The following is a 12,213-nucleotide window of genomic DNA, read 5'->3' as shown; positions in this document are numbered from 1 at the left end:
TCACAATACATGAGTGATGAAGAAAAAAAAATCCGTAATGCCGCAGGAAGAAGAACATCGGAAAGCCGTATGAGGGAAAACCTCACGTACGGTTTGATGAGGAGGGGCTGGAAATACCCAGCCTCTTACTCTACTCTATCCTTTTTTCTCAACATTCGTCCCTAACACGCCCCGGAATTTTCATAAATTCATGAATCTGCGCATAAGTTGAACTGTAGAGGAAGGGGGAAGACCTTCGAATGACCCGGATCAGCCGCAAGCTGCGCAGATGGACCAGTGAAGTGTTGGATCTGCCGCAGGATGTGCTTTATGATATGCCACGGTTAACCCTGATCGGCAGTAAGCAACTGTATATAGAGAATCATCGCGGTGTCATCCATTTCACCCCGGATCGCATCGTGTTGGCTCTTTCCCAAGGCCAATTGGAGATCAGAGGAAATGCCTTGGTGATACGTAACATTTTGCCGGATGAAGTAGCTGTTGAAGGAACGATTCTGGATATTCATATGAATGGAGTGGAGGGGAACGGATGAAGCAGCCCAGTCTGTACAAACTGCGGGGAGCAGTCCGAATCACGGTCACTGGGGGAGACATTGAAACACTGATCAACACGGTGGCAGAGCAGGGACTGGAAGTGTGGAACCTGCGTGCTCACGATGGACGCGTGGCAGAGATGAACATTCTGCTGCCGCATTTTTTCAGGTTGCGTCCTGTGTTGAAACGGACAGGCTGCAGGGTGAAAGTAACCCATCGCAGCGGTTTCCCTTTTTTTGCGGCCCGATTATTGCGGAGGAAGTTCTTTCTTGGGGGGATGCTGTTTTTTGTGGCAGCTTTGTTTGCGTTGTCGTCCATGGTATGGAGTGTGGAGGTTAAGGGTAACGTCACCATTCCCACCGACGAGGTGCTTGCAGCAGCGAAGAAAGAGGGCATATATCCTTTCCAATGGGGCTTCCGCTTGCAAAGCCAAGACAAGCTCTCCAGGCAGCTTGCACTCGCTCTGCCGGATGTAACCTGGATTGGAGTAAGCAAAGAAGGGACAACCATTACCATTCAAGTTGTGGAGTCTGCACAACCGAAGCGCGAACCGTTACTGAACCCGAGGCATCTGATTAGCAAATCAGATGCTGTTGTCACTCAAATCTATGCGGAGCAGGGACGCCCTGTTGTTCAGAAGGACATGCGTGTCAAAAAGGGTCAAGTATTGATCTCGGGGATTCTCGGCGATGAGGAGAACACCAAAACCATCGTTGCCAAAGGCGAAGTTCGTGGTCTGGTATGGCGTGAGTATCAGGTAGAGGTTCCGCTGGTGCAAAAACATAATACAATGACAGGTGAGAGCAAAGAACGTTTTTACATGGTGCTGGGGAATTGGGCGATCCAACTGTGGGGATACGGAAGTACACCGTTCAGTTCATTTGATACCGAGAGTGATCATAAACCATTGACTTGGCGATCCTTTACACTTCCTATGGGTTGGTTGACAGAGAAAGATCTGGAGACCCGAGAGCATGAGCAACAACAGACGATAGAATGGGCCAGAACGAAAGGATTGGAAGGGGCAAGGAACGATATTATCGCTAAAAATGGCAAAGGAACAAAAATTATAAGTGAAAAAATTTTGCATGAGAAGAAAGAGAATGGTAAAGTTTATATGAAAGTATTATTTGAAGTAGAAGAAAGCATTGCGGAAGAACTTCCGCTAGTCCATAGTCAAGGAGAATGAGGATATTTGTCAGAGCAAACACGCAGCATACAAATCTCCCTCCAGAGTGCGGGAGAGGGCCAATCTCTTTTTGGACCCCAAGATACTTTTCTTAAACTGATTGAATCCGAGATTCCCGCCCAGATTGCATCCCGTGAAGCGGAGATTGTGATTTTTGGCAACGCACAGCAGGTGGAATCGCTTGAACAATTATTTGATGTGTTACTGCAATTGATACGTAATGGATATGTGTTAACCGAAAGAGACGTGAAGTATGCGATTGAACTTGCCAAGGATATGCGGGCAGACCAGCTATTGGATCTGTTCAAGGGCGAGATTACAACGACATACCGAGGTAAACCAATCCGTGTTAAAACCATTGGACAGAAGCACTATGTAACTACAATTAAAAAACGTGATATTGTATTTGGCATTGGTCCTGCCGGTACGGGTAAAACCTACCTTGCTGTTGTACTGGCTGTTGCTGCAATTAAAGAAGGCAGCGTCAAACGTATTGTACTCACACGGCCTGCTGTTGAAGCAGGAGAGAGTCTTGGGTTTTTGCCAGGTGACCTTCAGGAAAAGGTAGACCCGTATCTGAGACCGCTGTATGATGCCCTGTATGACGTTATGGGACAAGAACAGACCGCGAAGGCACTGGAGCGTGGGTTAATCGAAATTGCACCACTCGCCTACATGCGGGGGCGTACCTTGGACGACTCGTTTATCATTCTCGATGAAGCACAGAACACAACGCCGGAACAGATGAAGATGTTTCTGACCCGTCTTGGTTTTGGCTCCAAAATGGTTATTACCGGAGACGTGACACAGATTGATTTACCGCGTGGTAAGAAATCCGGGCTTGTGGAAGCGAATACGATCTTGAACGAAGTTGAAGAGATCGGATTTGTGCATTTTGCCGAGCAAGATGTTGTGCGGCATTCTCTCGTCCAGAAAATTATCGTGGCTTACAACCACGCCGCAGAAAATCAAGCATAGAAAGGGATTGTCTAAAGTGACCTCGAAGGAACCGTCAAAAGGCAAATCTTTTCAGAATAAGGCTACAGGATGGAAGTATAGCGTGTGGGCACGCTATCTTCTGTTTTTGTTTCTGGTGATTCTTTTCTACGTGAGTCTGGCTTCCAAGCTGCTCCCTGAGCGCTATGATATTCAGGAAGGGACACGGAGTGAAGTGGACATTGCTGCGCCCATGCAGATTCCGAATAACAAGGCCACACTCAAAGCACAGGAAGAAGCTGCTGAACGGGTACAGCCGATATTTCAGATTGTCCAGTTGCGAAACGAAAATTTGATGACTACCCTGCTTGATCGTGTAGATCGATTAAATCAGGATGATCAGATTTCAAGTCAGGACAAGATTGATATTTATCGGGATGAAATTCCGCAGCGCCAGAAGGACTTTGTAACCAACTATATCAATAATAATCGGAAAGCCGGTACATACTCCGAGACTCTGCTGGAAGAGATCAGAAATGTGGTACAGGAGCAAAGCTACCGTATTCCCGAAGAAACCTATATCAAAATCTCACGTCTGACATCGGATGATATTCAAGAGATGAAACCCGTTGCGAGGGATATTGTTGCCCGGTTAATGACGGATCAGATCAGCGATGCAACCACTGCCCGTGCCAAAGTAGCCGAGATGGTGAGTGTCAGCTCTCTTGGTAAGCGTACGCAACGTGAGGTCGTGCAAGAGCTTGCTCGCCTCGTGGTGACCGCTAACCGCTTCTACGATGAAGAGGGAACCAAGGAAGCGAAAGTTCAGGCGCGTGAGAACACGCAAACCGTCTTTATCAAGCAAGGGGACACATTAGTTGCCAAGGGTGAGATGATCACCCCGGAGATGTATACTTTGCTGGATGAGAATGATTTGCTGAAAAATGAAGTGAACTACTGGCCACAGCTTGGTCTTCTTATGTTTTCCTGCCTGTTGTCGGCAGCAATTCTGATGTATATTCAGCAATGCAGCGGAACGCATTTCAAATATAATAATGCGCAGCTGTTGATGCTTGTTCTCATTTTTATGATTACGATTGTGGTTATGCATGTGACGGCGATTATCCAAACCAATGAGAGGTCTTATGTGGGCTTCCTTGCACCTGTTGCGGTAGGGGCGATGTTAATTGCGCTGTTGCTGGATACGTCGCTTGCCTTTGTATGTTCAATATTGATTGGTATGTTATCAAGCATCATTTTGAATACCCATCAGGGTCAGCTTTTTGACTTCGAATTAGGGTTCTTCGCCGTAGTAGTTTCGTTTGTTGCGATCTTTGCAACTCATCGGGCTAGCCAGCGATCAACGATCTTGAAAGGGGCCATTATGGTCTGTCTGTTCGGGTCCATAGCCGTCTTCACCCTGGCTTTGATTGACTCGGGAGATTGGAACCGAACCACGACACTGTACGGCGTTGGATTTGCATTTGCCGGTGGTATTTTGACGGCTATACTGGTCATCGGGCTAATGCCATTTTTCGAAACTTCATTTGGCATCTTGTCCGCGCTCAAACTGGTGGAACTGTCTAATCCGAACCATCCGCTTCTGCGCAAGTTGCTGACGGAGACCCCGGGTACCTATCATCACAGCGTTATGGTAGGGAATCTGTCGGAAGCAGCAGCAGAAGCGATAGGAGCTAACGGATTGCTCTGCCGAGTGGGTTCGTATTATCATGATATCGGCAAGACGAAGCGCCCCATCTATTTTATTGAAAATCAGAACAATATGGAGAATCCGCATGATTCAATTGATCCGAAACTGAGCAAATCCATTATCGTTGCCCATGCGCGCGATGGGGTGGAAATGCAGAAGGATTATAAGCTGCCCAGACCTATTCGGGATATAGCGGAACAGCATCACGGCACGACATTTCTCCACTATTTCTATCACAAAGCACTGCGCCAGGCTGAAGAAGCAGGCGTTGAGCCTGATTTCACGGAAGAAGATTTCCGTTATCCTGGGCCGAAGGCTCAGTCCAAGGAATCGGCTATTGTTGGCATTGCTGATAGTGTGGAGGCTGCTGTGAGATCTTTGCGCAAACCGACAGTGGAGCAAGTAGAGTCCATGATTGAGAAGATTATTAAAGGACGATTGGACGATCATCAATTCAATGATTGTGACCTTACGATGCGTGAACTGGATATCGTCGCCAGAACATTAAAGGAAACGGTGATGGGGATCTTCCACTCCAGGATAGAATATCCGGAGGAGATTAAGAAACCAAAGCCGACTTCACCCGAAGCAGGCTAATTTAATAATAGTTCGTGTTCAAAAGGTCGGTTTTCAGTACCGAGAAGATGGGATGAAGCTAGAAATGGAGTAGCGGAGCATAGGGAAAACTACGTGAGCAACGGACATTTCGGCTGAATTCCATATTCGATGCTGATGATGCCGCTAGGCATCCTTCGTAATCAAAAGCGGGCTTTTTGAACAACCTCTAATATGAGCAGACAGGAGTTATGAAAGAATGAGTCTTAATCTGGCATGGAATAATGAACAACAGGATAAAGAAATTACAGAACCGATGATTACAATGCTGGAACAGCTGCTGAAAATCGCCGGCGAAGCGGAAGATGTTGCAGACGGGGAAGTGGCTCTGACTTTTGTGAACGATGAGCAGATCCATGAGTTGAACCGTGATTATCGTGGCATTGACCGTCCCACGGATGTATTGTCTTTTGCGATGAACGAAACGGTAGATGAAGAGCTCGATATTATCTATGAGCTTGACGAAGATGAAGAAATGGAAGAAATGCCGGATGTTCTTGGAGACATCATTATTTCCGTACCACGGACCATCCTGCAAAGTGAAGAGTATGGACACTCATTTGAACGTGAACTTGGTTTTCTGTTTGTCCATGGTTTCTTGCATCTGCTCGGATACGACCATCAGGATGAAGCGAGTGAGGCTGAAATGATGGGTAAACAAGAAGCGGTATTGGCCCAGGCCGGGTTGACACGATAATGAAAAGGCGCTCCTGGGGTCTGGTATTCCGCAATGCTGCGGAAGGAATCGCATATGGGTTGCGGACTCAGCGTAATGTGAGAGTTCACACGGGAGTGGCTATTTTGATGTGTGTAGCCGGCTTTTTTTTCAGAATCTCAAGAACGGATTGGATGTTTGTGCTGACCGCTGTCTTTTTGGTCCTGGTGACTGAATTGATGAACACGGCTGTAGAAGCAGCGGTTGACTTGGCACACCCCCATATCCATCCGCTGGCAAAAGCGGCGAAGGATACCGCGGCCGGGGCAGTTCTGCTGGCTGCGGTATTCGCCGTCATCATCGGTTGTATCGTTTTCATTAAGCCCGTGATGAATTGGCTAGGTTTGTACTGATTTTGTTTTGATTTTGATTCGTTTTGTGATTTTATTACTACACAAATTTGTGAAGTTAGACCTTTTTTAAGTTGAACTTGTAGACGTTACACGATAACGAAGAGGACAGAAATAAACCTGTAGAAGCGAAGCGTTCGCCTTTATCCCCGGATTTTCACATTGAAAAAGTGAATCAAAAAATCTGGGGGTAACAGCGATCGAAGGGTTAATCTGGACTCGGAGTGGCTGGTGTAAATTTGGCTTTGGTTGAACTTGATTCGTAGGTACTAACTTTATATTGCACCCTAAGGGAGAGAATAATGATGGATAACGTTTTATTAATGCAAGAAGCAATTAAGGCACGTACAAAGGCGTATACGCCTTACTCCCATTTTGGTGTAGGTGCGGCTTTGCTTGACAGTGAAGGTCATGTGCATCATGGTTGTAACATTGAGAATGCTGCGTATACTCCAGGTAACTGTGCTGAGCGTACAGCGATGTTCAGTGCCATTGCGGGTGGGCAGAAGCCTCGCAGCTTCAAAGCGATTGCCATTGTGGGAGACACGGATGGTCCGATTGCTCCATGTGGCGTATGTCGTCAGGTCATGTACGAACTGTGTGAACCCGATATGAAAGTCATCTTGGGGAACCTGCAAGGTGATCTGCAAGAGACCACCGTTGCTGAACTGTTACCTTGGGCTTTTGGGCCTTCTGATTTGAATTCTGCCAAAAAATAAACCAATATTCCAGGCCTAGGCGCCTGAGGAGGAACATATGAAAAAACAAAAATTCAAATCCGGTTTTGTAGCCATTATCGGACGTCCTAACGTTGGTAAATCCACTTTGATGAACCAAGTCATCGGACAGAAAATTGCAATTATGTCGGACAAGCCGCAAACCACACGTAATAAAATTCACGGTGTATATACATCGGACAATCAACAGATCGTTTTTCTGGATACACCAGGGATTCATAAACGTCAGTCCAAATTAGGCGATTATATGAACCAGACCGCTTTGAACACACTGAGTGAAGTAGAAGCAGCCTTATTCTTGATTGATGCTTCCGAAGGTATGGGCGGTGGTGACCGCTATATTGCGGAACAGCTGAAAAATATCCGTACGCCTGTCATTCTTGTCATGAACAAAATTGACAAAATTGAGCCGGAAGCGCTGTTACCACTTATTGAAGAGTATCGCAAATTACACGATTTCGCTGAAATTGTGCCTGTCTCTGCCAAGCATGGCAATAATGTCAGCACATTACTGGAACAGCTCGGCAAGTATTTGCCTGAAGGTCCACAGTACTATCCTGATGACCAGGTTACTGACCATCCGGAGCAGTTTGTATGTGCCGAGTTGATTCGTGAGAAAATTCTGCAAATGACTCGTGAAGAAGTTCCGCACTCCATTGCTGTAACGATTGAAGATATGAAAGTACAGGATAACGGTGTAGTTTATATCTCAGCTGTCATTTTTGTGGAACGGGATTCGCAAAAAGGGATCATTATTGGGAAGCAAGGTGCCCTTCTGAAAGAAGTGGGTAAACGAGCTCGACATGACATTCAGAACCTGCTTGGCTCCAAAATTTTCATGGATTTGTGGGTTAAAGTGAAAAAAGACTGGAGAAATCAGGATCGAGTTCTGCGTGACCTTGGCTTTGGCCGCGATTGATCGTCGGAATGGTATCCAGTAATTGCAACACATAGTTTACCTTGCAAGACTCCATCCTATTTGGTAGATGCAGACGTCATTTCCGAAGAGAGGATGAAATTCCGATGCGAGATTTTTCGTGGAAGGTTTTTGCGATGACGGGGGATGTGGAGTCCTATTTGTTATATACCGAGGCGTGTAACTCGTTAGGACAGGAATTGGATAATGCAAGGGAAGTGATTGAAGATGAAGAAGCCGAGGAATAACTGGCTGATTCGGGAATGGTTAGGTGACGAGGCATGTTATACAGGGTGGAAGGGATTGTCATCCGCAGCATGGACTACGGCGAAGGGAACAAAATCATTACACTTTGCACCGAAAGCGGCGGGAAAGTAGGGGTACTCGTCCGCGGTGCCAAAAAGCCCAAGAGCCGACATGCTGCACTGGTGCAGCCATTTACGTATGGTCAATATGTATATTTTCGCAATACAGGTCTAGGCACACTGAACGCTGGAGAAATTGTTGAATCCTATCATGAGTTGCGTGAAGATCTGGTCAAGGCCTCTTATGCCTCTTATGCGTGTGAACTATTGGATCGGGTGCTTCAGGATGAAGAGACAGGTACATTTTGGTTCAAACAGTTAAAGGCGTGTTTGCAGGCGTTGAAGGAAGAGAAAGATCCGCTTGTTATTACAAGTCTGTACGAAATGAAAATATTACAGGCATCCGGATATGGTCCACAGTTCGATGAGTGCATCTCCTGCAACCAGGAGCGACCAGATGAGCAGTTGTTTATAAGTCCCAGACTTGGTGGCGTCTTGTGTCGAGCATGCAAACATTTTGATCCTCCAGCGATGTCAGTTAGTCCAAAGGCTCTGAAGTTGTTGCGTTTGTTCGCGCAGTTGGATCTGCAGCGCTTGGGGAATATATCAGTGAGTGAATCTACCCGTGATGAGATCAAAAAGTTGATGCGTGCCTTTATGGATCATCAGCTTGGTCTGAATCTTAAATCCCGTTCTTTCCTCGATCAGATGGAGAAGTACGGGATTTGAGGCGTTTTGGTGGAAGTGAAACTATATCTTGACTTCATACTAGATTTTATATATTATGAAATATAATTTCTCTTTATGAGACATGCATTGAACGAGAAAGTAAAAGACTGGATTTATTGCATTTATGGAGACAAGTTATTGTACAACACTTGGGAATCATGAATGAGCGAGCCGGGGATGGTGGAAGCCTGGTTGAATCGGTCTTTGAAACGGCACTCGGGAGCATGAATGGACACGGAAAAGTGGGCTGGAACGAACAGGATCATTCTGTTTAATCTAAGCCAAGTAGGGTGGAACCGCGGGAATAGCTCTCGTCCCTACGTCTGTACAACAGGCGTAGGACGGGGGCTATTTATTGTTGTCTGCACCGTCTTACGCTTGCTAACAAACCATTGAAAAGGAGCATGATTATGAATTTTCAGCAGATGATTCTAACGCTGCAACAATTCTGGGCCGAGCATAACTGTATTATTGTCCAGCCATACGATACGGAAAAAGGGGCAGGTACGATGAACCCGATGACCTTTTTGCGCTCGCTTGGACCCGAACCTTGGAAAGTGGCCTATGTGGAGCCTTCCCGTCGTCCTTCGGACGGACGGTATGGTGAGAACCCTAACCGGCTGTACCAGCATCATCAGTTCCAGGTAATCATCAAGCCTTCTCCGGACAATATCCAGGAAATTTACCTGGAAAGTCTGAAGCGTCTGGGCATTGATCCGCTCAAACATGATATTCGGTTTGTTGAAGATAACTGGGAGAATCCTTCCCTTGGTTGTGCAGGTCTTGGTTGGGAAGTATGGTTGGACGGCATGGAAATTACGCAATTTACGTATTTCCAACAGGTTGGTGGAATCGAGACAAATCCGGTAGCTGTTGAAATTACGTATGGTATGGAGCGTTTGGCTTCTTACATTCAGGAAAAAGAGAATGTGTTTGATCTGGAATGGGTGGAAGGTATCACTTATGGTGATGTATTCCGTCAGCCAGAATTCGAACACTCTAAATATACGTTTGAAGTATCTGATGTCAAAATGTTGTTTACACTCTTCAACATGCATGAAGAAGAAGCAAACAAGGCTATGGCGCAGCATCTGGTATTCCCGGCATATGACTATGTGCTGAAATGTTCCCACACGTTCAACCTGTTGGATGCACGTGGAGCCATCAGTGTAACGGAACGTACGGGTTACATCACACGTGTCCGTAATCTGGCTCGCCAAGTCGCTGCAACATATATGGAAGAGCGTGAGAAGCTAGGCTTCCCGCTGATCAAGAAAGGGGGAGCCGAGAATGTCTAAGGATCTGTTGTTTGAAATCGGACTGGAAGAAGTACCTGCACGTTTCATGCGCGCAGCGATCGCACAGCTGCAAGAGCGTGTCGTGAAATGGCTTGACGCATCCCGCATTGCTTATGGTGAAGTGAATGCGTATGCCACACCGCGCCGACTGGCTGTTTTGATTCAGAATGTGGCTGAAAAGCAGGAAGATATTGAGGAAGAAGTGAAAGGTCCTTCACGCAAAATTGCCCTGGACGACAGTGGCAATTGGAGCAAGGCTGCACTTGGATTCGCCCGCAGTCAAGGTGTTGAACCGGACCAGTTCACGTTTAAGGAACTGAACGGCGTTGAATATATCTATGCAATGAAGAGCAGCAAAGGTGTAGAGACGGCTTCTGTGATTGGCGAAGGATTACTTTCTGTATTACATGCCATGACGTTCCCGAAATTCATGCGTTGGGCTTCCTATGATTTCAAATTTGTTCGTCCAATCCGCTGGATTGTGGCTATGCTCGGCAGTGATGTTATCGATCTGGAAGTGACAGGTGTCAAGTCGGGTAATGTAACTCGCGGACATCGTTTCCTTGGTAAGGAGGCCGTGATCTCCACTCCGTCATCATACGTGGAAGTGCTGCGTTCCGAACATGTCATTGCAGATATCCAGGAACGTGAACAGATGATTGTATCCCAGATTCAGGCACTGGCTGCTGAGAAAAAATGGGATATTGCGATTAAGGAAGACTTGCTGGAGGAAGTTCTGTTCCTGGTGGAAACACCTACCGTATTGTTCGGTACATTCGACTCTTCATTTTTGAATATTCCACAAGAAGTTTTGATTACTTCCATGCGTGAGCATCAGCGTTATTTCCCTGTACTGGACAATGAAGGACAATTGTTGCCATTCTTCGTAACCGTACGTAACGGTGGAAGTGATTCACTGGACGTTATTGCCAAAGGAAATGAAAAAGTACTGCGTGCACGTCTGTCTGATGCCAAGTTCTTCTATCAAGAAGACCAGAAGTTACAGATTAAGGATGCATTGTCGAAGCTGGAAAGTATCGTCTTCCAGGAAGAGCTGGGAACGGTTGGAGATAAAGTACGCCGTATTCGCAAAATTGCTGATGGACTTGCTGCCAAACTGCAAGTATCCGGTGATGTTGCCGAATCCGTGAGCCGCTCAGCAGATATCTGCAAATTCGATCTGGTGACACAGATGGTGGGCGAATTCCCGGAACTGCAAGGTGTGATGGGTGAGGATTACGCTCGTAAAGCTGGCGAAAAAGAAGAAGTGGCCAAAGCGGTATTTGAACACTATCAGCCACGTTTCGCTGGAGATCAATCCCCTGCTTCTCTTGTCGGTGCCATTGTGAGTGCTGCGGACAAAATGGATACAATCGTGGGTTGCTTCTCCATTAACATCATTCCAACGGGTTCTCAGGATCCATACGCACTGCGTCGTCAGGCTGCAGGTATTGTACAGATTTTGCTGGATCACAAGCTTCCGCTGACATTGTCAGACGTGTTCGGAGTAGCACTTCAAGTTCATGCCCAGATGAACCTGTTGAAACGTGCGGATGAAGAGGTTCGTAAAGATCTGCAAGACTTCTTTGGTCTTCGTGTGAAAAAATTGTTGTCCGAAACAGTTCGCTACGACGTAGTGGATGCCGTAATTTCTTCCGGATTCGATGATATCAGCGCTGTGGTTCCAAAAGGTGAAGCATTGATGGCGGCTGTTCTGACAGGAGACGCATTCAAAACAACGGTGGAATCGTTCAACCGTGTGGGTAATCTGGCTGCCAAAGCATCCAATGCTTCCGTACATCCAGAACTGTTCACAGAAGATGGAGAACGTCAGCTACATGAGGCGTGGAGCAGAACGAATGCAGAATATCGTCAGGCGTTGACTCAGCATCATGCTGCTGAAGCACTGGCTATTGCATCTGCCTGGAAGGATGGTATTACCTCATTCTTCGATTCGGTCATGGTTATGGCTGAAGATGAAGCTGTTCGAGCAAATCGACTTGCCTTGCTTGCGGCTATTGATCGTGACTTGAAAGGATTTGCTGATTTTTCCAAGTTGGTTTGGTAATTGGGCGTATTTCATGAGTCCTTTTCCACAGACTTTGCGCAAAGCTAAAATTCAGTATTAAAGAAGGATATATGAGGGTATAAATATACGGAACGGGTTGTGAAATGTAT

The 12,213-nt window shown here is 46.5% G+C and carries 13 protein-coding genes; all 13 read left to right on the top strand.

Features of this window, described 5'->3' with window-relative positions:
* Positions 1 to 239: 239 nt before the first annotated feature.
* The 13 genes from yqfC (at position 240) to glyS (ending at position 12,103) form a co-directional block, all read left to right on the top strand.
* A complete protein-coding gene (gene yqfC / locus J7E78_RS17960) occupies positions 240 to 533 on the top strand; it encodes a sporulation protein YqfC (RefSeq protein WP_211080810.1) in 294 nt (97 codons plus the stop codon).
* On the top strand, positions 530 to 1,723 hold the full coding sequence (yqfD, locus tag J7E78_RS17955) for a sporulation protein YqfD (RefSeq protein WP_215077564.1): 1,194 nt from the start codon (positions 530 to 532) through the stop codon (positions 1,721 to 1,723). Before yqfC ends, yqfD begins: the two co-directional genes overlap by 4 nt.
* 6 nt (positions 1,724 to 1,729) lie before the next feature.
* On the top strand, positions 1,730 to 2,701 hold the full coding sequence (locus J7E78_RS17950) for a PhoH family protein (RefSeq protein ID WP_215077563.1): 972 nt from the start codon (positions 1,730 to 1,732) through the stop codon (positions 2,699 to 2,701).
* Positions 2,702 to 2,717: 16 nt separating this feature from the next.
* A complete protein-coding gene (locus J7E78_RS17945; protein ID WP_215077562.1) occupies positions 2,718 to 4,967 on the top strand; it encodes an HD family phosphohydrolase in 2,250 nt (749 codons plus the stop codon).
* A gap of 217 nt (positions 4,968 to 5,184) precedes the next feature.
* Positions 5,185 to 5,682 (top strand): rRNA maturation RNase YbeY, encoded by a 498-nt coding sequence (ybeY, locus tag J7E78_RS17940; RefSeq protein ID WP_215077561.1) that lies wholly within the window; start codon positions 5,185 to 5,187, stop codon positions 5,680 to 5,682.
* The gene (locus J7E78_RS17935) at positions 5,682 to 6,053 is read left to right on the top strand and encodes a diacylglycerol kinase family protein (RefSeq protein ID WP_076211618.1); all 372 of its coding nucleotides are present in this window, start codon (positions 5,682 to 5,684) and stop codon (positions 6,051 to 6,053) included. The genes ybeY and J7E78_RS17935 overlap by 1 nt, the downstream gene beginning before the upstream one ends.
* A 302-nt stretch (positions 6,054 to 6,355) precedes the next feature.
* On the top strand, positions 6,356 to 6,769 hold the full coding sequence (locus J7E78_RS17930; protein ID WP_215077568.1) for a cytidine deaminase: 414 nt from the start codon (positions 6,356 to 6,358) through the stop codon (positions 6,767 to 6,769).
* Between the two features lie 37 nt (positions 6,770 to 6,806).
* A complete protein-coding gene (gene era / locus J7E78_RS17925; RefSeq protein ID WP_017687248.1) occupies positions 6,807 to 7,706 on the top strand; it encodes a GTPase Era in 900 nt (299 codons plus the stop codon).
* A gap of 104 nt (positions 7,707 to 7,810) precedes the next feature.
* On the top strand, positions 7,811 to 7,951 hold the full coding sequence (locus J7E78_RS17920) for a YqzL family protein (RefSeq protein WP_215077560.1): 141 nt from the start codon (positions 7,811 to 7,813) through the stop codon (positions 7,949 to 7,951).
* Positions 7,952 to 7,984: 33 nt separating this feature from the next.
* A complete protein-coding gene (gene recO / locus J7E78_RS17915) occupies positions 7,985 to 8,737 on the top strand; it encodes a DNA repair protein RecO (protein WP_215077559.1) in 753 nt (250 codons plus the stop codon).
* A gap of 116 nt (positions 8,738 to 8,853) precedes the next feature.
* A complete protein-coding gene (locus J7E78_RS17910) occupies positions 8,854 to 9,012 on the top strand; it encodes a hypothetical protein (protein WP_215077558.1) in 159 nt (52 codons plus the stop codon).
* A gap of 135 nt (positions 9,013 to 9,147) precedes the next feature.
* Positions 9,148 to 10,035, top strand: coding sequence for a glycine--tRNA ligase subunit alpha (gene glyQ, locus J7E78_RS17905; protein WP_215077557.1), 888 nt, complete (start codon positions 9,148 to 9,150; stop codon positions 10,033 to 10,035).
* Positions 10,028 to 12,103 (top strand): glycine--tRNA ligase subunit beta, encoded by a 2,076-nt coding sequence (gene glyS, locus J7E78_RS17900; protein ID WP_215077556.1) that lies wholly within the window; start codon positions 10,028 to 10,030, stop codon positions 12,101 to 12,103. The genes glyQ and glyS overlap by 8 nt, the downstream gene beginning before the upstream one ends.
* Positions 12,104 to 12,213: the final 110 nt, after the last annotated feature.

It is taken from the genome of Paenibacillus polymyxa (assembly GCF_018614975.1).
Taxonomy (GTDB): Bacteria; Bacillota; Bacilli; order Paenibacillales; family Paenibacillaceae; genus Paenibacillus; species Paenibacillus polymyxa_E.
This window is presented reverse-complemented; position numbering and strand designations above follow the sequence as displayed.

Coding starts and splice junctions, on each gene's coding strand:
- glyS (WP_215077556.1), top strand. CDS start 10,028: ATGTCTAAGGATCTGTTGTTTGAAATCGGACTGGAAGAAGTACCTGCA.
- glyQ (WP_215077557.1), top strand. CDS start 9,148: ATGAATTTTCAGCAGATGATTCTAACGCTGCAACAATTCTGGGCCGAG.
- yqfD (WP_215077564.1), top strand. CDS start 530: ATGAAGCAGCCCAGTCTGTACAAACTGCGGGGAGCAGTCCGAATCACG.
- era (WP_017687248.1), top strand. CDS start 6,807: ATGAAAAAACAAAAATTCAAATCCGGTTTTGTAGCCATTATCGGACGT.
- J7E78_RS17920 (WP_215077560.1), top strand. CDS start 7,811: ATGCGAGATTTTTCGTGGAAGGTTTTTGCGATGACGGGGGATGTGGAG.
- J7E78_RS17930 (WP_215077568.1), top strand. CDS start 6,356: ATGGATAACGTTTTATTAATGCAAGAAGCAATTAAGGCACGTACAAAG.
- yqfC (WP_211080810.1), top strand. CDS start 240: ATGACCCGGATCAGCCGCAAGCTGCGCAGATGGACCAGTGAAGTGTTG.
- ybeY (WP_215077561.1), top strand. CDS start 5,185: ATGAGTCTTAATCTGGCATGGAATAATGAACAACAGGATAAAGAAATT.
- recO (WP_215077559.1), top strand. CDS start 7,985: ATGTTATACAGGGTGGAAGGGATTGTCATCCGCAGCATGGACTACGGC.
- J7E78_RS17935 (WP_076211618.1), top strand. CDS start 5,682: ATGAAAAGGCGCTCCTGGGGTCTGGTATTCCGCAATGCTGCGGAAGGA.